This window comes from Brevundimonas sp. C43 (assembly GCF_030732185.1).
Taxonomy (GTDB): Bacteria; Pseudomonadota; Alphaproteobacteria; order Caulobacterales; family Caulobacteraceae; genus Brevundimonas; species Brevundimonas diminuta_C.
In genome coordinates, this window is the sequence record NZ_CP132231.1 from 1,242,800 (window position 1) to 1,269,563 (window position 26,764).

Here is a 26,764-nt window from a genome sequence, read left to right on the forward strand (position 1 = left end):
CTTGATTATCCAACCGAGCCTTCAAGGCTGATCGCCACCAGCTTCTGCGCCTCGACGGCGAACTCCATCGGCAGTTTCTGCATCACGTCGCGGACGAAGCCGTTGACCAGCAGGGCCACCGCCTCCTCCTGCGACAGCCCGCGTTGCTGGGCGTAGAACAGCTGGTCGTCAGACAGGCGCGTCGTCGTCGCCTCGTGCTCCAGCTGGGCTGAGCCGTTGCGCGCCTCAATATAGGGGATGGTGTGCGAGCCGCAGTCCTTGCCGATCAGCAGGCTGTCGCACTGGGTGAAGTTGCGCACGCCCGTCGCCTTCGGATGCACCGAGACCAGACCGCGATAGGTCGAATCCGACCGACCCGCCGACACCGCCTTGGCGATGATCCGCGACTTCGAATTCTTGCCCAGGTGGATCATCTTGGTGCCGGTGTCGGCCTGCTGATGTCCGTTGGTGATGGCGATGGAGTAGAATTCGCCGGACGACTCCTCGCCCTTCAGGATGCACGACGGATATTTCCAGGTGACGGCCGATCCGGTCTCGACCTGCGTCCAGCTGACCTTGGACCGATCGCCCCGGCAATCGGCGCGCTTGGTGACGAAGTTGTAGATGCCGCCCTTGCCCTCGGCGTCGCCCGGATACCAGTTCTGGACCGTCGAATATTTCACCTCGGCGTCGTCCAGCGCCACGATCTCGACCACGGCCGCATGCAGCTGGTTCTCGTCGCGCATCGGCGCGGTGCAGCCTTCCAGATAGGAGACGTAGGCCCCCTTGTCGGCGATGATCAGAGTGCGTTCGAACTGGCCCGTCTGGCTCGCATTGATGCGGAAATAGGTCGACAGCTCCATCGGACATTTCACGCCCGGCGGGATGTAGACGAACGACCCGTCCGAAAAGACCGCGCTGTTCAGCGCTGCGAAATAGTTGTCAGAGACCGGCACCACCGACCCCAGGTATTGCCGCAACAGATCAGGATATTCGCGCAAGGCCTCTGAAATCGGCATGAAAATCACGCCGACCTTGGCCAGTTCTTCCTTGAAGGTCGTGACCACCGACACGCTGTCGAACACGGCGTCCACGGCGACCTTGGGCGCGCCCTGCACCCCGGCCAGCACCTCCTGCTCCTTCAGCGGGATGCCCAGCTTCTTGTAGATTTCCAGGATCTCGGGATCGACCTCGTCCAGCGACTTGGGCCCGTCCTTCTTCTTGGGCGCGGCATAGTAGAACAGGTCCTGATAATCGACGGGCTCGTAACGGACCGCCGCCCAGGTCGGCTCCTCCATCGCCAGCCAGCGCTCATAGGCGGCCAGACGCCATTCCAGCATCCATTCCGGCTCGCCCTTCTTTTCGGAAATGAAGCGCACGATCTCGGCGTTCAATCCCTTGGGCGCATACTCCGTCTCGATGTCGGACGTGAAACCGTGCTCGTACTTCTCCAGCGCGGCGACGGCGTCGATTGTTTCCTTGACGGCGGCCATCAGGCGACCTCTCTCACGCGCTCGGCGGCGCGCGTCTTGTGCTTGTTGTAGGCGGCGACCCAGGCGTCGGCGAACCGCGCCCAGTCGCCCTCGACCGTGCCCCATCCGCCGGAGACGCGTACGCCCCCGGTCGCCAGCGCATTCAGGCCCATGGCGCTGATGGTCTTGGACGGCTTCACCTTGCCCGACGAGCAGGCCGAGCCGGCGGACACCATGACGCCCGTCAGATCCAGGGTAATCAGCTGCTGCGGACTGTCCCAGCCCTCGACCGCCATGAACAGGGTGTTGGGCAGCCGCGCTGCCCCGCCGCCGATGATCGTCGCGCCCGCGGCCTTGACCTTGGCTTCGGCCGCATCGCGCCAGGCGACGTGCGAAGCGATCGTCTCCAGATCCCGCGCGGCGCAATCGGCCGCGACGCCGAACCCGGCGATGCCCGGCACATTCTCAGTCCCGGCGCGCAGGCCCCGCTCCTGCCCCGCGCCGTGCAGGATCCGCACGCCCGATAGGCCTGCCTTGAAGATCAGGGCGCCGACGCCCTGCGCCCCGCCCAGCTTGTGCGCAGACAAGGTCAGGGTGTCCGCGTCCAGCGCACGTATATCGACCACGATCTTGCCCGCCGACTGGATGGCGTCGACATGCAGCCAGCCGCCCGCCGCCCGCACCAGGGCCGCCGCCTCGGCGATCGGCTGGATGACGCCGCTTTCGTTGTTCGCATGATGGATGGCGACCACGGCCCGGCCCGGACGGCGCAGCGCCTCCGCCAGCCAGTCCAGACCGACCACCCCGTTCGCATCGACCGGCAGCACCTCGACCGGCGCCCCCGCATTCGCAGCCGTCTCGGCCACGCACGGATGCTCGGTCGCCGACACGATCAGCCGTTCGCAACCGGCCGCCAGCGCGCTGGCGATGCCCTGGGCATTGGCTTCAGTGCCGCCTGAGTTGAACACCACCGCCGTCGGATCGGCCCCGACCAGGTCCGCGACCTGCGCCCGCGCGGTCTCGACCCGCGCCCGCGCCCGCCGGCCCGCCGCATGGACCGCCGACGGATTGCCGTTGTCGGCCAGCGCCCGCGCCATGACGTCCAGCACTTCCGGCCGCACTAGGCCCGAGGCGTTGTAGTCCAGATAGACGCCGCTCATGCCGCCACCCCCACGGCAGAGGGCTCGACGTTGCGCCGACGCTGGCCCGTGCGGTTCATCACCACATCCTCCAGCGACACGCCGGCCAGATAGCGATGGATTTCGTCGCCCAGGTCTTCCCAAAGATTGTGGGTGATGCAGCGTTCGCCGGCCAGCATGCAGCCCTTGGGTGAGCCATGCGCCACGCATCGCGTCGCCCGGATCGGTTCATCCACCGCCAGCACGATCTCGGCGACCACCGTCTCGTGCGCCGCCTTGGCCAGACGGTAGCCGCCGCCCGGTCCGCGCACGCTCTTGACCAGTTCGCTCTTCCTCAGACGGGCGAACAACTGCTCCAGATAGCTCAGCGAAATCTCCTGGCGCGCGGCGATCTCGGCCAGCGAAACCGCCCGGATTTCACCGCTCTCGCCGCGTCCGTTCTTCGCCAGATCGGCCATCGCCATCACGGCGTATCGTCCCTTGGTCGACAGACGCATTTCGCACCTTCAAAAATTGCGCGCTTTTCGGGGCTCCTGTGCTAGAACCCGCGCCTTCGCAAAGGCGGCGCGCTTGCGGAGGGACTTAGAAAGTCCCACCTCTGCGGTCAAGTATTACGCACTCGCGAAATGACAGTTGAACGGATTCCAGAGCCCCTATGCCTGAAGTCATCCTGCCCGGCGCCTCCGGTCGCATCGAAGGCCGCTATTCCCCGGGCAAGCGCCCGAACGCCCCGATCGCGCTGATCCTGCACCCGCATCCCAAGGCGGGCGGGCACATGAACAACCCGGTCGCGGTCACCCTGCATCAGCTGTTCCAGCAGCGCGGCTTTGCGACCCTGCGCTACAACTCGCGCGGCGTCGGCAAGTCGCAGGGCGAGTTCGATTCGGGCATCGGCGAGCTGGCCGACGCGGCCACCGCCCTCGACTGGCTCCAGGCCAACAATCCGGGCGCCAGCCAGACCTGGGTCGCCGGCTATCAGTTCGGCGCCTACATCGGCATGCAGCTTCTGATGCGTCGCCCCGAAACGGACGGCTTCATCTCGGTCTCGCCGCCGTCGAACATGTACGACTTCAGCTTCCTGGCGCCCTGCCCGGCGTCCGGCCTGTTCCTGCACGGCACGGCCGACACCATCGTCCCGCCGGTCGAGGTCGAGCGCGTGGTCAACAAGCTGCGCACCCAAAAGGGCATCATCATCGACTACGAACTGGAAGAGGGCGCCAGCCACTTCTGGCAGGACCATATGAGCGCGGTCGAAACCCGCGTCGGCGCCTATCTGGACAAGCGTCTGGAAGAAAAGCCGGCCTGACATCCGGCTTGTTATTCGGCTTGGCGTCACGGCTGATTAAGGCGCGGGCGGCATGATCGCGCGAGACATCGCTGCGAGATTCGCCATGCGCCCGCCCCTTCTGATCGCCTTGATCGCCTGCCTGGCCTCGCCCACGGCGGTGGCGGCTCAGTCTGCGCCAGAGCGCGATTTCTGCGCCGATCGCCCCGGCAAGGGCACGCCGACCTGCATCCTCGACAAGAGCCGCTGGCAGGTCGAACTCGGCCTGTTCGACGGCGCGCGCCACACGGACGGCACGACACGGACCGACACCTGGGACGCCGGCGATCTCTTCGTGCGCTATGGCCTGACGGGCCTGACCGAGCTTCAGCTCGGGCTCACGACCTGGAACCGCGAACGGATCCTCGACCGCGCGACCGGCGACCGTGAGGTGGCCGAGGGCGTCGGCGATCTCAGTATCGGCCTGCGGCACTCGCTGAAGAACCCTGACGGCTCGGGTCTGTCCGTCGCAATATCTGGTTTCATCACTGCGCCGACGGGTGCGCGCGATATTCGCGCCGACGGTTTCGAGGGCGGCTTCATCCTGCCGGTCTCCATCCCGCTGAACGACGACTGGAGCCTGAGCCTGTCGCCCGAGATCGACTGGGTCTCGGACGCGGACGGCGACGGCCGCCACGGCGCCTATACGATGGTCGCCGGCGTCGGACGCGGCTTCGGCCAATGGGACCTGGGCGCCGAGGTCTGGATCAGCCGCGACGATGATCCCGTCGCCCCGACCACGCCGTCCACCTTCGACCTGACCGCCGTCTGGTCGCCCCCGGCCCTGCCCGACGCCCAGCTGGACTTCGGCCTCAACTTCGGCCTGAACGACGACAGCCCGGATGTGGAGTTCGGCGTGGGTCTCGCACGGCGATTCTAGGCGAGATGACGCGGCGGAAAAGAAAGGCCGAGCCGGCGGAAGCGAAACCCACGACAGTCTGGGCGTGGTTGCGGCCCAGGATCACCCTGCCCAACTATCTGATGCTGTCGCTGCCGATGTGGGCGCTTGCACTGGTCGCGGGCAAGCTTACCCACTCCTCGCTGCCTTACAATGTCTGGGCTTTGCTGTGGGCGGCGCCGATGGGCCTGTATCTCGCCGCCCGCTGGATCTACTTCCTCGTCACCCTGATCTGGGCGATCCTGATCGAGATCGTGAAGGCCGTGCGAAAGCGGATCGCACGGCCCGATTAGATCACGCCGGTTCTGCCACAACCTCTTTCGCCGGCTCGGTGCGGATCATGTAGTCGAAGGCCGACAGACCCGCCTTTGACCCCTCGCCCATGGCGATGACGATCTGCTTGTAGGGCACGGTCGTCGCGTCGCCCGCCGCAAAGATGCCCGGCTGCGAGGTCTCGCCGCGGTGATCCACCTCGATCTCGCCGCGAGGGGTCAGGCCCACCGCGCCGTGCAGCCATTCGGTGTTCGGGACCAGACCGATCTGCACGAAGATGCCTTCCAGATCGACGTCGTGATGGGCGTCGGAGTTACGGTCCTTATAGGACAGACCCGTCACCTTCTCGCCGTCGCCATGCACCTGGGTCGTCAGGGCCGAGGTCACGATCCGCACGTTCGGCAGGGTCGCCAGCTTGCGCTGCAGCACCGCATCGGCCCGCAGCTCGCTGTCGTATTCGATCAGGGTCACATGGGCCACGATGCCCGCCAGGTCGATGGCCGCCTCGACGCCGGAGTTGCCGCCGCCGATCACCGCCACCCGCTTGCCCTTGAACAGCGGCCCGTCGCAGTGCGGGCAATAGGCCACGCCCTTGTTCTTGTACTGGTCCTCGCCCGGCACGTTCATCTGGCGCCACCGCGCGCCGGTCGACAGGATGACGGTGCGCGATTTCAGCGATGCGCCGTTCTCCAGCACCACCTCGTGCAGGCCGCCTGGAACCTTGGCCGGGATCAGCTTGGCCGCCTTCTGCAGGTTCATCAGGTCCACTTCATACTCGCGGACGTGCTGCTCCAGATGGGCCGCCAGCTTGGGTCCTTCGGTGTAGGGGACCGAGACGAAGTTCTCGATCGCCATCGTGTCCAGCACCTGGCCGCCGAAGCGTTCGGCGACAACGCCCGTGCGAATGCCCTTGCGCGCGGTATAGATGGCGGCCGCCGCTCCGGCCGGCCCGCCGCCGACCACCAGAACCTCGAACGGATCCTTGGACTTCAGACGCTCGGCCGCGCGTGCCTCGGCGCCCGAATCCAGCTTGGCGACGATCTGCTCCAGCTCCATCCGGCCCTGACCGAACAGCTCGCCGTTCAGGAAGACCGTCGGCACGGCCATGATCTTGCGGTCTTCGACCTCGTCCTTGAACAGGCCGCCCTCGATGGCGACGTGCTTGATGCGTGGATTGATCACGCTCATCAGGTTCAGCGCCTGCACCACGTCCGGGCAGTTCTGGCACGACAGCGAGAAATAGGTCTCGAACACATAGTCGCCGTCCAGGTCCCTGACCTGCTGGATCACCTCCTGCGCCGCCTTGGACGGATGGCCGCCGACGTGCAGCAGGGCCAGAACCAGCGAGGTGAACTCATGGCCCAGCGGAATGCCCGCGAACCGCACGCCGATATCCGTGCCCTTCCTGCGGATCAGGAAGCTGGGCTGGCGCTCGTCGTCATAGTCGCGGCCCATCTCCACCTTGCCGTGCGAGACCGAGACGATCTCCTCCAGCAGGGTCTTCAGCTCGATCGACTTGGGCCCCGCGCCCAGCGAGGCGACCAGTTCGACGGGGTGGACGATGTTCTTGAGGTAGGCTTCGAGCTGGGATTTCAGATTGGCGTCTAGCATCGGATGCTCCTCGGAATTCAATAGGTTGAGCGCCGCCCTCAAGCCGCTTCAGGCGAGGACAGGACGCAAAAAGGCCGCGGGGCTGGAAACGCTACGCACCCCGCGGCCTCTGCGAACGCCGAAAGGATCGGGCGTCCAGGCCGGCGACATCGAAACGCCGCCGGCCGAACCTGGGGTCTTAGATTTTGCCGACGAGATCGAGCGACGGGGCCAGGGTGGCTTCGCCTTCTTCCCACTTGGCCGGGCAGACTTCACCCGGGTGCGACCGCACATACTGGGCGGCCTTGACCTTGCGCAGCAGTTCGGCGGCGTTGCGGCCGATGCCTTCCGACGTCGTCTCGGTGAACTGGATCACGCCGTCCGGATCGACCAGGAAGGTCGCGCGGTCGGCCAGGCCCACGCCCGGACGCATGGCGTCGAAGTTGTTGGTCACCAGGCCCGACGGATCGCCCAGCATCGTGTATTCGATTTTGCCGATCGCCGGGGACGAGTCGTGCCAGGCCTTGTGCGAGAAGTGGGTGTCCGTCGACACCGAATAGATCTCGACGCCCAGCTTCTGGAACTCGGCATAGTGATCCGCCAGGTCTTCCAGTTCGGTCGGGCACACGAAGGTGAAGTCGGCCGGATAGAAGAAGAAGATCGCCCACTTGCCCGCAACGTCGGCGTCCGTGACCGTCAGGAATTTGCCGCCCTTATAGGCTTCGGCCGTAAAGGGTTTGATGGTCGTGTTGATGAGGGCCATGCGCAAAATCCAATGCAAGGTGGTTGGGAGGCGCCCTCCCTACCGCACCGCACCAAATAAGCCCAATCACTTATTTGCAGATGCGCAATAGATTTTAGTTATGGATCTTATTGCTGGGTGCAAGGCGGATAGTCCCTGAAGCGCGCCTCGTATTGCGTCAGCGTCCAAGGGAATTTCATTTCACGACGCCATTGTTCGACGCGTTCGGGATCCTCCAGAGTGTCGACCACCCAACGCCCATCTTTGCAGGTCATCTGCGTGCCGTAACGCTGCGGGCGGCCTTCGTTTATCGCCAGCCTGTCGTACATCAGACCATAGCTCTGACCCTCGACTTCGCCCTGCGCGACCAGCGGCTCCAGCACAGGAACGAATCGTCGCCAGTTTTCCAGATCGGAATGCTGAATGATCAGGAAGGCGGCGCCGGCTGCACGCTCGCCATAGACCGACTTTTTGAACCATCCTTCCGCCGGAACCATGGTCAAAAGCTCGTCCAGCAAGGCCTTGTCCACCGCGTTGATGTCCGCCCACGCCAAGGTCTCAGCGGTTTGTCGCTCGTCGGCAGGCAGGGCGCTGAAATCCAGCACTGTGAACGCCCGCCTGCCGACCTGATCCAGCGCGCCCATGCGTTCGAGTCGCTCGCGATCTGTCATTGGCGGCGGCAAGCCGGCCTGCCGCGCCTTTTCGGCTGCGATCGCCTCAGCGACCGGCGCAACAAGCGCTCTCGCCTCGGCACTCAGGCCGACTGGCGCCTGCTGCGCCAACAGCGCGCCCGCAATGATCAATCCAATCATGACGCCCCTCCACAATCTAAACGCGAGGTGATGCCGCTTTCATGGCGAAGTTTGGGCGGATTTCAATACAGCAGGAACGGCCGCCGCGCCTCTTCCCACGCCGCCTCGTCCGGCTGGGTCGCGGCATCCAGATCGCTTGGCGTCGCGCCTGCGTCGTCCACCCATTCCCGCAGGCCCGGCCCGCCGTTGATCACGTCGATGGGCAGTTTGCCGAACGCATACTCGTACGGAAAATCCCGCCACAGGTCATAGTCGGGATACAGCCGCCGGATCGCCTTGAAGCCCAAGGCCTGAACCCGCCACGGCTTGAAGGCCGCGTGGTCATAGCCGGGGTGATCGACGTGGATCTGCACCCCGCTGCACAGCTTTCCGACGTGCTTGTGGAAGGTCGGCTCGAACCACATGTCGCGCAAGACGCAGCCGCCCAGCCATTCCGGCGCCAGCGCCTGCATTTCCGCGATGACCGCGCGCGCGTCGATGTCCGGCGCCCCGAACAGCTCCAATGGCCGTGTCGTCCCCCGCCCCTCCGACAAGGTCGCCCCTTCCAGCATCACCGTGCCCGCATAGGCGCGCGCCATCGACAGGTTCGGCGCATTGGGGCTGGGATTGACCCATGACCGGTCCAGCAGCGGCCAGCCGAAGCCCGGCCCTGCCTCGGGCGCCCAGCCCTGCATCTCCACCACCCGATAATCCACATCCAGCTTGAACTGGTCGATGAACCACAGGCCCAGTTCGCCCATCGTCATGCCGTGGCGCATCGGCATCGGCCCGGCCCCGACGAAACTCTCCCAGCCGGGCTTCAACGTCATCCCCTCGACCGGCCGTCCCGCCGGATTGGGCCGGTCCAGCACCCAGACCGACTTGCCGTGTTTCGCCGCCGCCTCCAGCACGTAAAGAAGGGTCGTCACATAGGTGTAGATGCGGCAGCCCAGGTCCTGCAGATCGACCAGCAGCACGTCGAACTCGGCCATCCATTCGTCGCGCGGCCGCCGCACCTCGCCGTACAGGCTGAACACCGGGAAGCCGTGGACCGGATCGCGATAATCCGGGCTCTCCATCATATTGTCCTGCAGATCGCCCTTCATCCCGTGCTGCGGACCAAAGGCGGCGGTCAGGCGGATCTCGGAACAGGCGGCCAGCGCGTCCACCGCATGGGTCAGATCCTTCGTCACCGACGCCGGATGCGCCAGCAAGGCCACGCGCCGTCCCTTCAGCTGCGCCCTCAGGGCGTCGTCGGACAAAAGGCGGTCGAGGCCGAAGTTCATGTCAGGTCCAGCGCGAACGAGTCGGGATGATGAAAGTCCGGCTTATCCGAAGGATGCGCCAGCGCCCAATAGCCGATCGCCCCGTCCATGCCCCGGATCACCGCCGCCAAGCCCGTCTTCAGGCCCGCCGCCCCGACCGCATCCTCCGGCAAGGTCACGTCCGCCGTCAGCACGAACTGTCCGGGCGCCGACCGCGTCACGACGAAGGGCGCGGGCATCTCCAGCTCCCGCATCCCCTCGCGATAGCCGTCGAACCGATAGGCCGCCCACGTCCCCGACGGCGACAGATTGTATTCGACATAGCCGCCCGCCGTCCGCACGAACGCCTCGAAACAGGTCGCCTGCCACAGCCCGTCCGTCCGCACCCGCGCCGCCGCCCCCGGCCGCCACACCCCCTCCACCGGTCCGGCCAGCACATACTCCAGGCTCAGCACCGGCCCGGCGCGACGCGCCTCGACCTCCAGCGTCAGCCCGGCCGGGCTGGATGTCGGATGCGGGATCAGGGGCAAGCGCATGGCGCCTTCGTATCGCAGGCCAGCCAACTCGTCGATTGCATCAACCCAGGCGGCGAATCTACAATCTGGAGATGAAGCCCCTCGTCCTCTTTGCGCTGACATTCGCCTATATCTTTGCGCTGTTGCTCTTGAGCGAGGCCGCGCCCCCGCCTTTGCCGCACATGCTGGCGCTGGCGCTTTGCGGCGCCATCGGGGCGTCTCTGGCGAACGCCACCTGGTGGCTGGTCGAGCGAAAGCTGCTTCGCAAGCCCACGCGCTAGACCGAGAGCCGGCTTCCGACTTTTCCCCAACGCCTCATCAACCCTTGCGGGCGTCGGACCTCCGTGAAAACATCGCGATATGCCCAAGCGCTCCCCCTACGGTCCGCAGATGACCTTCTCTGAGAAGCGTCAGATGCTGAAGGATCGCTTCCACCTCCTGTTCGGACCGCTCGTTCTTTGTTTGGCAGTCAGCGGCGCTTCTTCCGAACCGTCCTCTGTGTTTCTGGCGTGGACAGTGGGAACCGCTCTGGTCGCGCTAGTCCTCAACCGGCTGATTCCTTGAAGGTGAAATCGCCGGTCTAAAAGTCGCCAGCCATCGCATCTTCTCGGGATGTCGGCTGGCTTTACAACGCTCTATGGCCAAGCAGCGTCGTCCCACCCATCGCGTCTCGAAACGGCGCTAAAATGGGCGCGCCATGCCCACAGCCGCTCCGCCTGAAGTTGCACCCCCTTGCATTTTGCACGCGTTTTCGCGTTGCGGTGCAATTTCGCGCCGACCGAGATTAGACGGATTAGACACTTTAGACGGTGTTTTTCATCCGCGCCGTCTGAACAGCCGACGCCGCCTCGACTAGGGGAAGACGACCCTCGTCATCCCTGCTAACCCAGCCTCACCATGACCGAACACGCCTTCAAATCCGACTTCCTCCGCACGCTTCAGGCGCGCGGCTACATCCACCAGATCACCCATCCCGTCGAACTGGACGAGGCGGCCGCCGCGGGCGTGGTGCCGGGCTATATCGGCTTCGACGCCACTGCGCCGTCATTGCACGTCGGAAGCCTGATCCAGATCATGATGCTGCGCCGGCTTCAGCAGGCGGGCGGCAAGCCCATCGTCCTGATGGGCGGCGGCACGACCAAGGTGGGCGACCCCACCGGCAAGGATACGTCGCGTCCGCAACTGACCGAAGAGACGATCCAGTCCAACATCGACACCATCAAGACGGTCTTCGCTAAGTTCCTGACGTTCGGCGACGGACCGACCGATGCGGTCATGGTCAACAATGACGACTGGCTGTCCGGCTACGGCTACATCCAGTTCCTGAGAGATTTCGGCACCCACTTCACCGTCAACCGGATGCTGAGCTTCGACTCGGTCAAGCTGCGCCTTGAGCGTGAGCAGCCCATGACCTTCCTAGAGTTCAACTACATGCTGATGCAGTCGGTGGACTTCCTGGAGCTCAACCGCAGCCACAAGGTCACCCTGCAAATGGGCGGCTCGGACCAGTGGGGCAACATCACTTCGGGCGTGGATCTGGTGCGCCGCGTGGATCAGAAGGCCGCCTTCGGCCTGACCACGCCGCTGCTGACCACGGCGTCGGGCGGCAAGATGGGCAAGACCGCTCAGGGCGCCGTCTGGCTGAACGCCGAACAACTCAGCCCCTACGACTACTGGCAGTTCTGGCGTAACGCCGAGGACGCCGACGTCGGCCGCTTCATGCGCCTGTTCACCGACTTGAGCCTGGAACAGATCGCGCAATACGAAGCGCTGGAAGGCGCGGCGATCAACGACGCCAAAAAGGCCCTCGCCGATGCGGCGACCACCCTGCTGCATGGCGCGGACGAGGCTGCAAAGGCGCGCGCCGCCGCCGAAAGCAACTTCGAAAAAGGCCAGTTGTCCGCCGACCTGCCGACCGTTGAACTGCCGTCGGCCGAGGTCTACGGCGCCATGATCGCCGCTGTCGTGACCAAGGCTGGCCTGACGGCCTCCAACGGCGAGGCCCGTCGCCTGGCCCAGGGCGGCGGCCTGCGCTTGAATGACGCCGCGGTGTCCGACGGCGCCCAGTTGCTCACCGAAGCCGACCTCAAGGACGGCGTCATCAAACTGGCGGCCGGCAAGAAAAAGATCGTTCTGGTGAGACCTGTTTGATGTCCGCAACCGAAGGCCAGCCCGCGCCCGCCCTCGACCTGCCCACGGACGGCGGCGGCCGCATTACCCTCGCCGCCCTCAAGGGCAAGCCCGCGGTCGTCTATTTCTATCCCAAGGACGACACGACAGGCTGCACCCGCGAGGCCCAGGACTTCACCGCCCTCGCCACCGACTTCGCCACGCTCGGCGTGCCGGTCATCGGCGTGTCCAGGGACACGGTGAAGAAGCACGACAAGTTCAAGGCCAAATACGATCTCGCCGTCACCCTGGCTTCCGACGAGGACGGCGCCGCCTGCGAGGCCTGGGGCGTCTGGGTGCAGAAAAAGCTTTATGGCCGCGAATATATGGGCATCGAGCGCGCCACCTTCCTGATCGACGCCGAGAGCCGCGTCGCCAAGGCCTGGCGCAATGTGAAGGTCGCCGACCACGCCGCAGCCGTCCTGGAGGCCGCCAGGGCCCTGTGATCGGCGAGCATCGTTCGGAAGCGATGCTTGACCTTGGCCCCTCCTCCACGGCCTAGTGGGCGTCGGGGCTAATAGGGGCTTGGCCGGCCTTGGCTGGCAGATGCGGAGCGCACCATGTTCACCAAGAGCAAATCCTACGACAGCGGATCGAACGGCCTGGGCATCCCCCCGGCGCCCGAACCGACCACGCCCACGCCGACGGCTGCGAGCACGCCGTCCCTGCCCGCCACGACGCCTGCGCCGCGCGCGCCTGAACCGGCCCGTCCGGCGGCCCGGTCCAGCAATCTTTCGACCCTGTCGGCCGGCGTGAAATACGAAGGCAACATCTCCGGCGCCGGCGAGCTTCAGGTCGACGGCTCGCTGAAGGGCGACGTCCGCGTCTCGCGCGTCGTGATCGGCGAAGGCGGCTCGGTCGAGGGCACGGTCCATGCCGACGTCCTTGACGTGCGCGGCCGCGTCTCGGGCGCCATCGTTGCGAAGCAGGTCAAGCTTCACGCCACCGCCCGCGTCGAGGGCGACATCACGCAAGAGCAACTCGCCATCGACCAAGGCGCCTGGTTCCAGGGCCGCTGCAATCAGGCCAAGCGCGACACGCCCGGCGCCGCCATGCTGGAAGCTCCCTCGCCGAAGGCCGACAAGGCGGACAAGACCGCCGCCTGACCGCGTCGAATGTGAAGGGGCTCAAGTCGGCTGCAAGGCCGATAGGCCAAAACAAAAAGGGCGGCTCATCCGAGCCGCCCTTTTCCGTCAGTCCACGCTCGATCCGCGGGTCTCTCCGACCCGCTGGGCCAGGGCCGCGCCCATGAAGGCGTCCAGGTCGCCGTCCAGCACCCCCTGGGTGTCCGAGGTCTCAACCTCGGTCCGCAGGTCCTTCACCATCTGATAGGGCTGCAGGACATAGGAGCGGATCTGGTGACCCCAGCCGATGTCTGTCTTGGCGTCGGCCAGCGCCTGAGCCGCCGCCTCACGCTTCTGCAATTCCAGCTCGTACAGGCGCGCGCGCAGCATCTTCCAGGCCATCTCGCGGTTCTGGTGCTGCGACCGGCCGGCCTGGCAGGCCACGACGGTGTTGGTCGGGGTGTGCGTCAGGCGCACGGCCGAGTCGGTCTTGTTGATGTGCTGACCGCCGGCGCCCGAGGCGCGATAGGTGTCGGTGCGCACGTCCGAGGGATTGATGTCGATCTCGATCGCGTCGTCCACGACCGGCGACACCCCAATGGAGGCGAAGCTGGTGTGGCGCTTGGCCGCCGCGTCATAAGGGCTGATGCGGACCAGGCGGTGCACGCCTGATTCCGACTTCAGCCAGCCATAGGCGTTGGGCCCCTCGATCAGGATGGTGGCCGATTTGACCCCCGCCTGCTCGCCCTCCTCGTGCGCCTCGATCGTGACCTCGTAGCCGTGCGCCTTGGCCCAGCGGGAATACATGCGCAGCAGCATCCCGGCCCAGTCGTTCGACTCGGTGCCGCCGGCGCCGGAGTTGACTTCAAGATAGGCGTCGTTGCCGTCGGCCTCGCCGGACAGCAGGGCTTCCAGTTCGGCGCGGGCGGCGCGTTCCTTGATGCCGCGCAACGACGCGCGCGCGTCTTCCAGCGCGCCCTCGTCGCCTTCCTCGTCCGCCATCTCGGCCAGCATCACCCCGTCTTCGAGGTCCTGCTCCATCGCCTTGACGGTGTTGATCTTGCCTTCCAGCTGCGAGCGTTCGCGGCTGACGGCCTGGGCCTCGTCGGGCTTGTCCCACAGCGTCGGATCCTCGACCCGCGCGTTCAGCTCATCCAGCTTTCTTAGAGCGACATCCCAGTCAAAGACGCCTCCTGAGCAGAGCGACGCTCTGCTCGATGTCGGCCTTCATGGCCTCGACATCCGGTCTCATCGCAATCTCCGCGACACAACGCCCTCAGCAGCGCGACCCGCAGGCCGCGCGACAGGGCAGGATTAATGGAAAACGGCGCGCCACGAGGACGCGCCGTTCGAAAGGCCTACCTAGAGCCTCAGTACAATCCGCTCAAGTCCTCCGCCGGCGCCTTCTTGGGGGGCGGCGGCGCGGTGGGCGCGGGCGACGAGGCGGGTGCGCCGCTGGCGGCCTCCTGCTCGCGGCGGATCACCTCATAGTAGTTCTGCGGTCCGACAGGCTGAGCCGGGCCGGTCGGGCGCGGCGGCGGGGCCTGGCGCTCGGTGCCGGGGCGGAAGGCCTCCTCGATGCCGTTGACGGTGCGGAAGATGGCGTTCTTGGGCCGCACGAACGGTCGAGCCGGCCTTTCCTTCAGCGCCGTCTGCATGAACTCCGTGAAGACCGGCACGGCGGCCGAGGCGCCGGCTTCACCGGACCCCAGCGAGCGGTTGTCGTCAAAACCGATGAAGACGCCGACCACGATGTCGGTGGTGAAGCCCACGAACCAGGCCGAGCGATATTCGTTGGTCGTGCCCGTCTTGCCCGCGACCCACGGCCCAAGCCCGCGCGCGCTGGCGGCGGTGCCGCGCTGAACCACGCCCTCCAGCATGGAGCTCATCTGATAGGCGGTGATCGGGTCGATGACCTGGGTGCCGCGTTGCTGAAGCCGCGGCGATTCCTGCCCCGAGAAGCCGCGTCCGCATTCGCGGCAGCTGCGATTGTCGGCGCGGAAGATGGTCTCGCCGTCACGGTCCTGAACATAGTCGATCAGATAGGGCGTCACCCGCCGCCCGCCGTTGGCGAAGGCGGAATAGGCGGCCGTGATCTCCAGCGGCGTGACCTCGCCGGCGCCCAGCGACACCGACAGGTTGGGCGTCATGCCCGGCAGACCCATCTTGGCCGACTGATCGACGATCTTCTTCATCCCGACCGACTGGGCCAGCCGCACCGTCATGACGTTGCGCGACAGCTCCAGCCCGCGCCGCAGCGTCTGAGGGCCATAGTATTGGCGGCTGTAGTTCTCGGGCGTCCAGCGCGTGCCGTTGGGACCGCCGGCGAAGCTGATCGGCGCGTCCAGGACGATCGAGGCCGGGGTGAAGTCGCCCTCCAGCGCCGTCGCATAGACGAAGGGTTTGAAGGCCGAACCCGGTTGACGGCGCGCCTGGGTCGCCCGGTTGAAGCTGGACAGCGCATAGGAATAGCCGCCGACCATCGCCAGCACGCGGCCGGACTGCGGCTCGATGGCGACGAGCGCCCCGTTGACGCGCGGCACCTGCTTCAGGGCGAACTGCCCCCCCTGCGGCTCCACGAAGATCAGTTCGCCGCGCTTCAGCTGACGATTGGCGTTGGCCCAGGCGGCGTCCGACGCCAGCAGCGTGCCGGACTTGTCGTCGCGGGCGGTGCGGATGCGAACCGTGTTGCCGCTGACGCTTTCGATGGCGGCGGCCTGCCAGCTGCGGCGCTCGGGCGGCGCCTGCTCCTTCAACGCGACCGCCTGCCAGCCGTCGGCGAAGTCGGTCGTGCCCCACCCGCCGCGCCAGCCATGACGACGGTCGTAGTTCTCAAGCCCCTGCATCAGGGCCCGGCGCGCCGCCGTCTGCAGCGTGGGGTCCAGGGTCGTGCGCATGTAGAAGCCGCCGGCGCGCAGCTGCTCGCCGAACTGAGGGTTGGCGGCGGCCTGGCGGCGCGCCTCCTCGACGAAGAAGTCGGCGTCCTTGTAATCCGACCGTTGCGGCGCATCGCGCGTGACCAGAGGCTTGGCGCGGGCCTCGACCAGTTGTTCAGGCGTCAGCCAGCCGCTCTGCTCCATCTCGCCCAGCACCCAGTCACGGCGGCCCTTGGCCGCCCCGGGGTGACGCTTGGGGTGATAATTGTTCGGCCCCTTGGGCAGGGACGCCAGGAAGGCGGCTTCGTCGGGCGTCAGCTGCGCCAGCGACTTGCCGAAATAGTTGTAGGCCGCCGAAGCGATGCCGAACGAGCGATAGCCCAGGAAAATCTCGTTCAGATACAGCTCGAGGATCTGTTCCTTGGACAGGGTCGCCTCCAGGCGATTGGCAAGGATGGCCTCCTTCAGCTTGCGGTTCAGGCTGGATTCGTTGGTCAGCAGGACGTTCTTGGCCACCTGCTGGGTGATGGTCGAACCGCCTTCCAGCCGACGTCCCGACGCCAGGTTGAAGACGTTCTTCAGCGACGCGCGGCCGATGCCGCCCACGTCGATGCCGCCATGCTGGAAGAAGTTGCGGTCTTCAGCCGCCAGGAAGGCGTGGATCACCGGCTGGGGAATCTGGTCGTAGGAGACATAGATTCGGCGCTCGTCCGAAAACTCGCCGATAAGGGTGCCGTCGCCGGCATAGACGCGCGTTGCGGTCGGCGGGCGATAGTCCGCCAGCTCCGACGCATCGGGCAGGTCGTGGAACAGCCACGCCGCATAGACGGCGACGACCAACCCCGCCAGGGCGATGCCGCCCAGCAGAACCATGCCCGCCCACACGAACCAGCGTTCGGCAATCTTCACTGCGTACTCCGACGACGCGCCCCGAAAGGGTGCTTTAGCCCGCGTCGCCGGTCGATGGCTAGACCTTGATCGGCTGGAGAGGAATCGCTCCGCGATTCCGCTGAAGCCGTGAATCAAGGTCTCGCTTGAAGCTGGAGCCTGATTCACCGCTACGTCGAAGCGCGAAGCGCTTCAACTCAAGCGGACCAGGCTCTAGCCGCGATGCAACGCCCCTTCCCGTCCGCCGTTAAGCTCCCATCTCAAGCATCCCAACCCAAGGAGCCTGCCATGGAAGTTCTGTATCGCGCCCAATCGACGGCATCGGGCGGAGGCCGTGAGGACGGCCGTTCGGCCACCGACGACGGCAAGATCGACGTCAAACTGTCCACGCCGACCGAGATGGGCGGCAAGGGCGGCGACGGCACCAACCCGGAGCAGTTGTTCGCCACCGGATACGCCGCCTGCTACCTCGGCGCGCTGCGTCTGGTCAGCGGCAAGGCCGGCACGCCCGTGGGCCCCGACACCAAGGTCACCGCCGGCGTCGGCTTCGGCAAGAACACCAAGGGTGAGGGCTTCAACCTGGATGTCGACCTGACCGTGACCGACCACGGCCTGGACCAGGCCGTCATCGACGACCTGATCGAGAAGGCGCACCAGGTCTGCCCCTACTCGAACGCCACCCGCAACAACGTCGATGTTCGCCTGAGCGCGAAATAACCGACGCCGAGGGCCGCGCGCGTGTTGAGCCGCGCGCGCGGCGCCTCTAGATGAGGTCCATGACCTCCCCGCTCGACGCCTCCCCCGATCCCCTGCTGACGCTCGAACCGCATCGCCGCGTGACCCTGCGCGAAGCCTTTGGCGTGGACAGCGACATGACCGTGCCCGCCTTCGACGAGCGCGACAGCCATGTGCCCGAGATCGACGAGGCCTATCGCTTCGATCCCCAGACGACGATCGCCATCTGCGCCGGCTTCGCCTTCGACCGACGCGTCATGGTCCAGGGCTATCACGGCACCGGCAAGTCGACCCACATCGAACAGGTCGCCGCCCGCCTGAACTGGCCGCTGGTGCGGGTGAACCTGGACAGCCACGTCAGCCGGATCGACCTGATCGGCAAGGACGCGATCGTCCTGAAGGACGGCAAGCAGATCACCGAATTCCGCGAGGGCATCCTGCCCTGGTCGCTGCAACGCCCCATCGCCCTGGTCTTCGACGAATACGACGCCGGCCGGCCCGACGTGATGTTCGTGATCCAGCGCGTGCTCGAGGCTCAAGGCCGCCTGACCCTGCTGGACCAGAACCGCGTCATTCGCCCGAACCGCTATTTCCGTTTGTTCGCCACGACCAACACCATCGGCCTGGGCGACACCACAGGCCTGTATCACGGCGCGCAACAGATCAATCAGGCCCAGCTGGACCGCTGGAACATCGTCACCACGCTGAACTATCTGGATCACGACGTGGAAGCCGAGATCGTCGCCGCCAAGGTGCCCGAGTGGAAGGACGCCGAGGGCCGCCGCCGGATCGCCGCCATGGTCCGCGTCGCCGACATGACCCGCAACGCCTTCATGAACGGCGACATCTCGACCGTCATGTCGCCCCGCACCGTCATCACCTGGGCCCAGAACGCCCAGATCTTCAACGACGACCTGGGCCTCAGCTTCCGCCTGACCTTCCTGAACAAGTGCGACGAGCTGGAACGCCCGACCATCGCCGAGTTCTACCAGCGCGCCTTCGGCGAAGACCTGCCCGAGGCGGCGACGCGGGTAAAGGTGGGGTAAGGCTCAGCCCCGCGCTTCTTCGCCGCCGCCGATGAAGGCGCCGGCGATCCAGCTGACGACGCCGGTCACGATGGCGGCGCCGATGCCGGCCCACAGGCCGTCGACCCGGAAGCCGTCTAGGAAGACCGACGTCAGCCCGATCATGGCGGCGTTCACGACCAGCAGGAACAGTCCCAAGGTCACTACGGTGATCGGGAAGGTCAGCACGACCAAGATCGGCCGCACAAAGGCGTTGACCAGCCCCAGAATGATGGCCGCCGCGATCAGCGACCCGGTGCTTGTGAAATCGACGCCCGGCACGACTTGGGCGGACAGCCACAGGCCCGCCATCGTGATCAGCGCCTGAATGATGAAACGGATCATGACGGCCCTCGTGACGTTCAAGCGTGACCATAATGCACGACGTGCACGAAGGCTCCCCCTTCGCGGACGGCGCTGCTATCGAAGGTTCGAACCGCACGGAGACCGCCCATGAGCCTGCACGGCGCCTATGACACCAACAACATCTTCGCCAAGATCCTGCGCGGCGACATTCCGTCGGTGAAGGTGTGGGAGGACGACCACGTCCTAGCCTTCATGGACGTGTTTCCCCAGTCGGAAGGCCACGTCCTGATCATCGCCAAACAGTCCCAGGCGCGTAATCTACTGGAGATCGAGCCGGAAGTTCTGGCCCACGTGACCGCCGCCCTGCAACGCACGGCCAAGGCGGTCGAGAAGGCGCTGAAGCCCGAAGGCCTGTCGATCCTGCAGTTCAACGGCGAGGCGGGCGGACAGACAGTCTTCCACCTGCATTTCCACATCGTGCCGCGCTGGGCCGATCGCGAGATGAAGGGTCACGGCCATGCGCCGATGGCGGACACGGCGACCTTACGGGCGCTGGCCGACCGGATCGCGGCCGAACTGGACTAGGTGACGCGGCGCTTTTCCAGCTTTCGCGCCAGGGTGCGGCGGTGCATGCCCAACCTCCGCGCCGCCTCCGAGATGTTGAAGTCTGTCTCAACCAGCGTCTCGTGGATCCGCTCCCATTCCAGCGTCTTGATCGAGGTGGGGCGCGTGCCCAGGGGCGTCTCGGCGTCGCCGCCGGCCCGGCCGAAGGCGGCTTCGATGTCATCGGTGCTGGCGGGCTTGGCCAGATAGTGCCGGGCGCCCAGCTTGATCGCCTCGACCGCCGTGGCGATGCTGGCGAAGCCGGTCAGGACGACGATGTTCATCTCGGGATCGAAAGCGTGAAGAGCCTCGACGCAGGTCAGGCCGGAATGCCCGCCCAGCTTCAGATCGACGACCGCATAGCCGGGACGATGCGTCTTCAGTACCTCGGCCATCTGGTCGGGACTGGCGGCGCTGACGACCGTATAGCCGCGCCGTTCAAACGAGCGTCGCAGGGTAGTTGAAAACGACTCGTCGTCCTCGACGATCAGCAGCAATCTGACGTCATCGGTCATGGAGGGTCTCGTCCGTCGGAGCCAAGGCCGAAAGCGGCAGGGTCAGACGCACTTCTGCGCCGCCCGCCGGGGGATTGGAGGCTTCTACCCGTCCGCCAAGCGACCGGATCACATTCATGAGCAGAAAGAGGCCAAGACCGGCGCCGGGCCTGGGCTTGGTGGAGTTGTAGGGCTTGCCCCAGGCCTGAAGGATCGCCGGAGGAAAGCCCGGTCCGTCGTCGCGGACCGCAATGCCGAAATCCTCGTCCGTGCGTGTCGTGGTCACGGTGATGCGGCTCGCTCCGGCCTCGACCGCATTGTCGAACAGCACGCCCAGCACCTGACGCAGGGCCGGGTCGGCGATGATCGACGGGTTCTGGGCCAGTTCGTCGCGGATCTGCACCGCCACACCGTCGCCGCTCCAGCTGGCCACTACATCGGCGACGAAGGCGCGCAAGGTGGTGCGCTCGGGCGCCTGTCCCCTCGCCTCGCCGGCCGACATCAGGATGCCGGTAACGATGGCCTTGCAGCGTTCGACCTCGGCCCGCATCACCGTCATGTCCTGGGCCAGGTCGGCGTCCCGGGTCAGGGCCGGCATACGCTTCCAGTCGCTCAGGATCACCGACAGCGAAGCCAGCGGCGTTCCCAGCTCGTGCGCCGCGCCCGATGCGAGCAGGCCCATGCGGACGATATGATCATGCTCTGCCGTCTGCTGGCGCAGGGCGGCCATGGACGCGTCGCGCTCACGCAGGTTCTGGCTGATCCGGGTGACGAACAGCACCAGCAGCACGGCCATCAGCACGAAACAGATCAGACTGCCCTGAAGATAAAGGCTGAGCAGCGAATCCTCGCGCGCCGGCGGCAGGTTCAGCGGGCGGGAATGCAGGCCCAGCCCGGCGAAACACAGGCTGGTGACGGCGATCAGCGCCCAGGCATAGACCGGCGCCAGCAGCACCGCCCCCAAGACGACTTGCAGCAGATACAGCGCCACAAACGGATTGGCCGCGCCCCCGGTCAGGAACAGCAGCCAGGTCAGGGCCGCCACATCCGCCAACAGGGCGATCATCAGCGCCTGATCCTCGACCTCCTGCCGGCGTACGGTCAACGGCGCGCTGACCAGATTGACCAGAACCAGACCCGCCGGCGCCGCCAGCAGCCAGAGCACCGGCAGCGGGATCCGCATCACATATTGGACCAGCAGGATCGTCGCCACCTGCCCGGCGACCGCCAGCCAGCGCAACTGGATCAGCAGCAGCATGTTGCGGCGGTTGGCGCCGCCGTGGGTCGCGACCCCGCCTCTGAGCCCCAGGCCCAGCAGTCTTTGCAAAGTTGTCGTCGTCACGACCTGTTGCGCCTGCTGTCGCGCAGGAACAGCCAAAGACCGACCACGGTCAGCAGCGCCATGCCGAACCAGGTCAGGGCATAGACCAGATGGCTGTTGGCGAACCGGATCACCGTCAGCCCTCCGCGCGGCCATCCCCCTGGGTTCGGGCTGGCGTCCGCGTCAATGAAATAGGGCGCGACGCTCGTCAGGTCGCGCCGCGCCGCGATCGCCGCGACGTCGCGAGACCGCCAGCGATCACCGGCCGGATCATTGGCGCGCAGGAAGCCGCCCTTCGGCTCGGTGATGCGGAGCAGTCCGGTCACCGTCTGCGGCCCCTCGACCTGACCATCGGCGCGGACGGCCGGATCGCGTCGGCCTGACGGCACGAAACCGCGATTGATCAGGACGGTGAAGCCCCGGTCGTCAACCAGGGGCGTCATGACCCAGAAGCCGCCGCCGGCGTCGGTCACCGCCTGAACCAGGGTTTCCTTGTTGTGCAGGAATCGACCGCGAACCGTGACGCGGCGGTACTGATCCCTGTCGCGTGTCACGCCGGCCCATTGGGTCGGACCGGGCGCAGGAACGGCGGCCGCATGAACGCGGGCGTCGACCTGGGCGATCAGATGGGTCTTCCAGGCCAGGCGCTGAACCTGCCACCCGCCCAGCGCCAGAAAGCCGACGAACAACGCCAGGCCCGCGACCACGACCGCCATGCGGAAGGATCGCGAACGTCTGGCCTTGCCGCCGGCCGGGACTGAGGACGGGTCCGTGATCTCGACCTCAGCCGCCCATCTGCGCCATGTCGTGCGTCATGGGCATCATATTGGTGTTCAGGTGGTACATGACCCACAGCGAACCCGACAGGGCGATGACCACCACGATGATGGTGAAGATCAGCGCCAGCATGATCCAGCCGCCCTCGGACTTGGAGTTCATGTGCAGGAAGAAGATCATGTGGACCACGATCTGCACCACGGCGAAGCCCATGACGATCAGGGCCGTCGCCTGGGTCGGCAGGACGCCGGTCATGACCAGGGCGAACGGGATGGCCGTCAGGATCACCGACAGCACGAAGCCGATCATGTAGCTCTTGAAGGAGCCGTGATTGTGCCCCTCGTGACCCAGGTGATCGGTCTCGTGAGACTCAGGGCTGTGGTCGTTCTTGTCGGCGCTCATCGCAGCATGCCCAGCAGATAGACGAAGGTGAAGACGCCGATCCAGATGACGTCCAGGAAGTGCCAGAACATCGACAGGCACATCAGGCGGCGTTTGTTGGCGGGGATCAGGCCCTTCATGCTGACCTGTACCATCAGCGTCACCAGCCAGATGATACCGAAGGTGACGTGCAGGCCGTGGGTGCCCACCAGGGTGAAGAAGGCCGACAGGAAGGCGCTGCGTTGCGGCGTCGCGCCCTCATGGATCAGGTGCGCGAACTCGTAGAGCTCGATCCCCAGGAAGGCCAAGCCGAACAGGCCGGTGATCGCCAACCAGACCAGCGTCTGACGCTGGTTGTTCCGATCCATCGCCAGCATGGCGAAGCCATAGGTGATCGACGAGAACAGCAGCATGGCGGTGTTGATCGCCACCAACTCCAGGTTGAACAGCTCCTTGGGCCCCGGCCCGGCGGCGTAGTTGCCGCCCAGTACGCCGAACACGGCGAACAGCATCGCAAAGATGAGGCAGTCGCTCATCAGATAGAGCCAGAAGCCCAGCATGGTGCTGGAGCCTTCCTCGTGGTGCGGCTCCTCTTCCAGGTGGAAGACGGTCCGGTCGATCTCGGTCGCAGTCGCGCTCATGATCAGGCCTCCGTTCCGGCCAGGGCGCGGGTGCGCGCCTCTTCTGTCGCACGGACCTCATCCTCGGGGATGTAGTAGTCGCGCTTGTAGTTGAAGGTATGGCCGATCGAGACGGCCAACACCCCGATGAAGCTGATGGCGGCCAGCCACCAGATGTACCAGATCAAGGCCAGCCCCATCACCAGGCACAGGCCCGAGATGATGATCCCCGCCCCGGTGTTCGAGGGCATGTGGATCGCCTTGTAGCCGCTCAGCGGACGCTGATAGCCCTGCTTCTTCATGTCCCACCAGGCGTCGGCGTCATGGACGTAGGGTGTGGCGGCGAAGTTGTAGGCCGGCGGCGGCGACGAGGTCGCCCACTCCAGCGTGCGGCCACCCCACGGGTCGCCCGTCGTGTCGCGCAGCTTGTCGCGGTTGATGATCGACACGGCGAACTGGATGAACATGGCCGCGATGCCCAGGGCGATGACGCCGGCGCCGATGGCGGCGATGACGAACCAGATCTGCAGCGAGGGATCGTCGAACACCCGCATCCGGCGCGTCACGCCCATCAGGCCCAGCACGTACAGCGGCAGGAAGGCCAGCCAGAAACCGGGCACCCAGCACCAGAAGCTGATCAGGCCCCACTTCTTGTCCAGCTTGAAGCCGAAGGCCTTGGGCCACCAGAAGTTGATCGCCGCGAACAGGCCGAACAGCACGCCGCCGATGATGACGTTGTGGAAGTGGGCCACCAGGAACAGCGAGTTGTGCAGCACAAAGTCGGCCGGCGGCACCGCCAGCAGCACGCCCGTCATCCCGCCGATCACGAAGGTCAGCATGAAGGCGACCAGCCACATCATCGGCAGCTCGAACCGGATGCGTCCGCGGTACATCGTGAACAGCCAGTTGAAGATCTTCGCGCCCGTCGGGATCGAGATGATCATCGTCGTGATGCCGAAGAAGCTGTTCACCGACGCGCCCGAGCCCATGGTGAAGAAGTGGTGCAGCCAGACCAGGTAGGACAGGATCGTGATGACGACCGTGGCGTAGACCATGGAGGTATAGCCGAACAGCTTCTTGCCCGAGAAGGTCGAGGCGATCTCCGAGAAGACGCCGAACAGCGGCAGGATCAGGATGTAGACCTCGGGGTGACCCCAGATCCAGATCAGGTTCACGTACATCATCGGATTGCCGCCGAAGTCGTTCGTGAAGAAGTTGGTGCCGACGTAACGGTCCAGCGTCAGCAGGGCCAGGACGGCGGTCAGGACCGGGAAGGACGCCACGATCAGCACGTTGGTGCACAGCGAGGTCCAGGTGAAGACCGGCATCTTCATCATGCCCATGCCGGGCGCGCGCATCTTCACGATGGTCGCGATCAGGTTGATGCCGGACAGCGTCGTGCCCACCCCCGCGATCTGCAACGCCCATATGTAATAGTCGACCCCGACGCCGGGGCTGTAGCCGATGCCCGACAGCGGCGGATAGGCCAGCCAGCCAGTGCGCGCGAACTCGCCCACGAACAGCGAAGCCATGACGATGACGGCGCCGGCCGTGGTCATCCAGAAGCTGAAGTTGTTCAGGAAGGGGAAGGACACGTCGCGCGCGCCGATCTGCAGCGGCACGACGTAGTTCATGATGCCCGTCACCAGCGGCATGGCTACGAAGAAGATCATGATCACGCCGTGGGCGGTGAAGATCTGATCATAGTGGTGCGCGTTCAGGTAACCCTCGGACCCGCCGAAAGCCATCGCCTGTTGCAGGCGCATCATGATGGCGTCGGCGAAGCCGCGCACGAACATGATCAGACCCAGGATCATATACATGATCCCGATCTTCTTGTGGTCCACGGTGGTGAACCATTCCTTCCAGAGATAACCCCACAGCTTGAAATAGGTCAGGGCGCCGAACAGGGCGAGGCCGCCCAGCAGCACGACCGACATGGTCACGACCAGGATCGGCTCGTGCAACGGCAGAGCCTCAAGCGTGAGGCGCCCGAAGATTAGCGGAATGAGTTGATCAGCGTTCATCGACTGTGTTCGCTCAGGCGTTGGGGGCGGAACGGACGTCGGTCGGAACCGGCCCCGTGGCGAAGGGATTGCGGGCCAGCGTCGTCAGCGAGGCCATCGGAGTCTGGCCCGGCGACAACCCCTGCCCGGTCAGGCGCTCCAGGCTGGTCGGTCCGGCGACCGTATCCAGCTCGGCGCGGCGCATGCGGTCGGCGGCGGCCGCCTCGGCCTGCAGCGGGGTGCAGATCGTCATGACGTAGCTCTCGTTGGAGCCGAAGTAGGCGGGCGATTTTCCGCGGCCGGCGTATTTGTCATAGACCAGCGGCATGGTGTTGCGCACCGACGCCATGGACAGGCCGCCCTGTTTGTCGATGGCCATCATCTCGCCCATGCACATCTTGCCCGGCTCGACGCACATGTTGAGGATCGCGTCCCACAGCATGCCGTCGACGTTGGAGAAGCGCATGACCGGCGCCTTCTCGCTGGGCTTTTCCAGCTCCAGATAACGGTCGCGGTCCAGCGTCTGGCCGCCCTGGCGCACGCCGGCGATCCATTGGTCGAACCCGGACTGATCCAGACCGTGGAAGGCGAAGCGCATGTGCGAGAAGCCGTCGCCGGAATAGTTGGCCGAGAAACCTTCGTATTCGCCCGGACGGTTGATGACGGCGTGCAGCTTCGTCTCCATGCCCGGCATGGCGTAGATCTGACCGGCCAGGGCAGGAATGTAGAAGCTGTTCATCACCGAGGACGAGGTGATGTGGAAACGGATCGGACGGTCAATCGGCGCGGCCAGTTCATTGACCGTGGCGACGCCGTACTGCGGGTAGATGAACATCCACTTCCAATCGAGCGCGACGACATTCACCTGCAACGGCTCGACGCTTTCCTCGACGGACTGACCCGGCTTGATCCGGTCGATCGGACGATAGGGATCCAGCAGGTGCGTGCCCGCCCAGGTCAGGGCGCCCAGGCAGATGATGATCATTAGCGGCGCGGCCCAGATGACCAGCTCCAGCGACGTGGAGTGATCCCAGTCGGGACGATAGTCGGCCTCGGCCTCCTTGTTCGACGCCCGATACTTCCAGGCAAAGAATATGATCAGACCCATCACCGGCACGATGATGATCAGCATCAGCAGGGTCGATATCATCAGCAGATCGCCCTGCTGGGACGCGACGTCGCCGGCAGGGTTCAGGACGACCAGGTTGCAGGCCGACAGCAGGGCCACGACGGGCGCGAGCAAAAGTAGGCGCAGACGGCGCAAGGCGGATCCAATCGAAAAGCGTCGGGCGAGGGGGAGGCGCCGCGACGGTTGGCGTTCGTAGGCGGCGGGATACTCAAGCTCAATCAGGAACGACATTGGGCAATATGTCCTATCCTCACGAGGCCGCTTTCATCGCAAAGGCCGCCCGGTCATAATGCGGCGACCTGCCGTACGGCCGATAATTCAGTCTCACACGGAGCGACCAAGC

28 protein-coding genes are annotated in these 26,764 nt (G+C 65.6%); 10 read left to right on the forward strand and 18 right to left on the reverse strand.

Annotation, left to right across the window (positions count from 1 at the left end):
* Positions 1 to 5: 5 nt before the first annotated feature.
* Genes sufB through Q9R14_RS06290 form a run of 3 tightly spaced genes read right to left on the reverse strand, consistent with a single transcriptional unit; the run spans position 6 to position 3,087 of the window.
* Positions 6 to 1,472 carry a Fe-S cluster assembly protein SufB gene (gene sufB / locus Q9R14_RS06280; RefSeq protein WP_306003849.1) on the reverse strand — a complete coding sequence of 489 codons (1,467 nt, stop codon included), beginning with the start codon at positions 1,470 to 1,472 and terminating at the stop codon, positions 6 to 8.
* On the reverse strand, positions 1,472 to 2,611 hold the full coding sequence (locus Q9R14_RS06285; protein WP_306003850.1) for a cysteine desulfurase family protein: 1,140 nt from the start codon (positions 2,609 to 2,611) through the stop codon (positions 1,472 to 1,474). The genes sufB and Q9R14_RS06285 overlap by 1 nt, the downstream gene beginning before the upstream one ends.
* Positions 2,608 to 3,087, reverse strand: coding sequence for an Rrf2 family transcriptional regulator (locus Q9R14_RS06290; protein ID WP_055753471.1), 480 nt, complete (start codon positions 3,085 to 3,087; stop codon positions 2,608 to 2,610). The genes Q9R14_RS06285 and Q9R14_RS06290 overlap by 4 nt, the downstream gene beginning before the upstream one ends.
* Before the next feature lie 158 nt (positions 3,088 to 3,245).
* On the opposite strand from Q9R14_RS06290, the gene Q9R14_RS06295 reads away from it, so the two are divergent.
* The 3 genes from Q9R14_RS06295 (at position 3,246) to Q9R14_RS06305 (ending at position 5,105) form a co-directional block, all read left to right on the forward strand.
* Positions 3,246 to 3,896 (forward strand): alpha/beta hydrolase, encoded by a 651-nt coding sequence (locus Q9R14_RS06295; RefSeq protein ID WP_017504016.1) that lies wholly within the window; start codon positions 3,246 to 3,248, stop codon positions 3,894 to 3,896.
* A gap of 85 nt (positions 3,897 to 3,981) precedes the next feature.
* Entirely contained in the window at positions 3,982 to 4,794 is an 813-nt protein-coding gene (locus Q9R14_RS06300; protein WP_306003851.1) for a transporter, read from the forward strand.
* 5 nt (positions 4,795 to 4,799) lie between these two features.
* The gene (locus Q9R14_RS06305) at positions 4,800 to 5,105 is read left to right on the forward strand and encodes a hypothetical protein (protein ID WP_306003852.1); all 306 of its coding nucleotides are present in this window, start codon (positions 4,800 to 4,802) and stop codon (positions 5,103 to 5,105) included.
* 1 nt (position 5,106) lies between these two features.
* Here the strand turns inward: Q9R14_RS06305 and ahpF are convergent, their stop codons facing one another.
* From ahpF to Q9R14_RS06330, 5 genes are all read right to left on the reverse strand, one after another.
* Positions 5,107 to 6,696 carry an alkyl hydroperoxide reductase subunit F gene (gene ahpF, locus Q9R14_RS06310; protein ID WP_306003853.1) on the reverse strand — a complete coding sequence of 530 codons (1,590 nt, stop codon included), beginning with the start codon at positions 6,694 to 6,696 and terminating at the stop codon, positions 5,107 to 5,109.
* Between the two features lie 178 nt (positions 6,697 to 6,874).
* Positions 6,875 to 7,438, reverse strand: coding sequence for an alkyl hydroperoxide reductase subunit C (gene ahpC / locus Q9R14_RS06315; RefSeq protein ID WP_017504020.1), 564 nt, complete (start codon positions 7,436 to 7,438; stop codon positions 6,875 to 6,877).
* A 107-nt stretch (positions 7,439 to 7,545) separates the two neighbouring features.
* Positions 7,546 to 8,229, reverse strand: coding sequence for a DUF6624 domain-containing protein (locus Q9R14_RS06320; protein ID WP_306003854.1), 684 nt, complete (start codon positions 8,227 to 8,229; stop codon positions 7,546 to 7,548).
* A gap of 62 nt (positions 8,230 to 8,291) precedes the next feature.
* Complete coding sequence (locus Q9R14_RS06325) at positions 8,292 to 9,494, reverse strand: DUF1343 domain-containing protein (protein ID WP_306003855.1); 1,203 nt, start codon at positions 9,492 to 9,494, stop codon at positions 8,292 to 8,294.
* The gene (locus Q9R14_RS06330; protein WP_306003856.1) at positions 9,491 to 10,009 is read right to left on the reverse strand and encodes a DOMON-like domain-containing protein; all 519 of its coding nucleotides are present in this window, start codon (positions 10,007 to 10,009) and stop codon (positions 9,491 to 9,493) included. The genes Q9R14_RS06325 and Q9R14_RS06330 overlap by 4 nt, the downstream gene beginning before the upstream one ends.
* A gap of 71 nt (positions 10,010 to 10,080) precedes the next feature.
* Here Q9R14_RS06330 and Q9R14_RS06335 point away from each other — a divergent pair, with 71 nt between their 5' ends.
* From Q9R14_RS06335 to Q9R14_RS06350, 4 genes are all read left to right on the forward strand, one after another.
* Positions 10,081 to 10,269: a hypothetical protein gene (locus tag Q9R14_RS06335; protein WP_306003857.1), complete on the forward strand. Its 189-nt coding sequence runs from the start codon at positions 10,081 to 10,083 to the stop codon at positions 10,267 to 10,269.
* 616 nt (positions 10,270 to 10,885) lie between these two features.
* Complete coding sequence (gene tyrS / locus Q9R14_RS06340; protein ID WP_306003858.1) at positions 10,886 to 12,139, forward strand: tyrosine--tRNA ligase; 1,254 nt, start codon at positions 10,886 to 10,888, stop codon at positions 12,137 to 12,139.
* A complete protein-coding gene (locus Q9R14_RS06345; RefSeq protein WP_306003859.1) occupies positions 12,139 to 12,603 on the forward strand; it encodes a peroxiredoxin in 465 nt (154 codons plus the stop codon). The genes tyrS and Q9R14_RS06345 overlap by 1 nt, the downstream gene beginning before the upstream one ends.
* Before the next feature lie 114 nt (positions 12,604 to 12,717).
* Complete coding sequence (locus Q9R14_RS06350; RefSeq protein ID WP_082503411.1) at positions 12,718 to 13,263, forward strand: polymer-forming cytoskeletal protein; 546 nt, start codon at positions 12,718 to 12,720, stop codon at positions 13,261 to 13,263.
* A gap of 87 nt (positions 13,264 to 13,350) precedes the next feature.
* On the opposite strand, the gene prfB is transcribed toward Q9R14_RS06350, so the two are convergent.
* Together prfB and Q9R14_RS06360 are read right to left on the reverse strand one after the other, a co-directional pair.
* Positions 13,351 to 14,473 (reverse strand): peptide chain release factor 2 gene (gene prfB, locus Q9R14_RS06355; RefSeq protein ID WP_099052186.1). Its coding sequence is split into 2 segments (ribosomal slippage): positions 13,351 to 14,403 and positions 14,405 to 14,473, totalling 1,122 coding nucleotides; the frame shifts between segments, so codons are not numbered across the junction.
* A gap of 118 nt (positions 14,474 to 14,591) precedes the next feature.
* Entirely contained in the window at positions 14,592 to 17,006 is a 2,415-nt protein-coding gene (locus Q9R14_RS06360; RefSeq protein WP_165117043.1) for a penicillin-binding protein 1A, read from the reverse strand.
* A gap of 267 nt (positions 17,007 to 17,273) precedes the next feature.
* On the opposite strand from Q9R14_RS06360, the gene Q9R14_RS06365 reads away from it, so the two are divergent.
* Together Q9R14_RS06365 and cobS are read left to right on the forward strand one after the other, a co-directional pair.
* Complete coding sequence (locus tag Q9R14_RS06365) at positions 17,274 to 17,702, forward strand: organic hydroperoxide resistance protein (RefSeq protein WP_306003860.1); 429 nt, start codon at positions 17,274 to 17,276, stop codon at positions 17,700 to 17,702.
* 59 nt (positions 17,703 to 17,761) lie between these two features.
* A complete protein-coding gene (cobS, locus tag Q9R14_RS06370) occupies positions 17,762 to 18,766 on the forward strand; it encodes a cobaltochelatase subunit CobS (RefSeq protein ID WP_055753459.1) in 1,005 nt (334 codons plus the stop codon).
* Between the two features lie 3 nt (positions 18,767 to 18,769).
* Here the strand turns inward: cobS and Q9R14_RS06375 are convergent, their stop codons facing one another.
* Positions 18,770 to 19,129 (reverse strand): phage holin family protein, encoded by a 360-nt coding sequence (locus Q9R14_RS06375; protein ID WP_242076686.1) that lies wholly within the window; start codon positions 19,127 to 19,129, stop codon positions 18,770 to 18,772.
* Between the two features lie 108 nt (positions 19,130 to 19,237).
* Here Q9R14_RS06375 and Q9R14_RS06380 point away from each other — a divergent pair, with 108 nt between their 5' ends.
* Positions 19,238 to 19,675, forward strand: a complete 438-nt coding sequence (locus Q9R14_RS06380) for an HIT family protein (RefSeq protein ID WP_242076687.1) — start codon at positions 19,238 to 19,240, stop codon at positions 19,673 to 19,675.
* Here the strand turns inward: Q9R14_RS06380 and Q9R14_RS06385 are convergent.
* The 7 genes from Q9R14_RS06385 to cyoA all read right to left on the reverse strand — a co-directional run bounded on the left by Q9R14_RS06385 (position 19,672) and on the right by cyoA (position 26,556).
* Positions 19,672 to 20,208 carry a response regulator transcription factor gene (locus Q9R14_RS06385; protein ID WP_306003861.1) on the reverse strand — a complete coding sequence of 179 codons (537 nt, stop codon included), beginning with the start codon at positions 20,206 to 20,208 and terminating at the stop codon, positions 19,672 to 19,674. The two genes, Q9R14_RS06380 and Q9R14_RS06385, sit on opposite strands and share 4 nt — an antisense overlap.
* Entirely contained in the window at positions 20,198 to 21,529 is a 1,332-nt protein-coding gene (locus tag Q9R14_RS06390; protein ID WP_306003862.1) for an ATP-binding protein, read from the reverse strand. Before Q9R14_RS06390 ends, Q9R14_RS06385 begins: the two co-directional genes overlap by 11 nt.
* Positions 21,526 to 22,224, reverse strand: coding sequence for an SURF1 family protein (locus Q9R14_RS06395; RefSeq protein ID WP_306003863.1), 699 nt, complete (start codon positions 22,222 to 22,224; stop codon positions 21,526 to 21,528). The genes Q9R14_RS06390 and Q9R14_RS06395 overlap by 4 nt, the downstream gene beginning before the upstream one ends.
* 67 nt (positions 22,225 to 22,291) lie before the next feature.
* Entirely contained in the window at positions 22,292 to 22,687 is a 396-nt protein-coding gene (gene cyoD / locus Q9R14_RS06400) for a cytochrome o ubiquinol oxidase subunit IV (RefSeq protein WP_045811653.1), read from the reverse strand.
* A complete protein-coding gene (gene cyoC / locus Q9R14_RS06405) occupies positions 22,684 to 23,307 on the reverse strand; it encodes a cytochrome o ubiquinol oxidase subunit III (protein WP_306003864.1) in 624 nt (207 codons plus the stop codon). The genes cyoD and cyoC overlap by 4 nt, the downstream gene beginning before the upstream one ends.
* Positions 23,308 to 23,309: 2 nt before the next feature.
* Positions 23,310 to 25,313: a cytochrome o ubiquinol oxidase subunit I gene (gene cyoB / locus Q9R14_RS06410; protein ID WP_306003865.1), complete on the reverse strand. Its 2,004-nt coding sequence runs from the start codon at positions 25,311 to 25,313 to the stop codon at positions 23,310 to 23,312.
* A 13-nt stretch (positions 25,314 to 25,326) separates the two neighbouring features.
* Complete coding sequence (gene cyoA, locus Q9R14_RS06415; protein ID WP_306003866.1) at positions 25,327 to 26,556, reverse strand: ubiquinol oxidase subunit II; 1,230 nt, start codon at positions 26,554 to 26,556, stop codon at positions 25,327 to 25,329.
* Positions 26,557 to 26,764 lie beyond the last annotated feature (208 nt).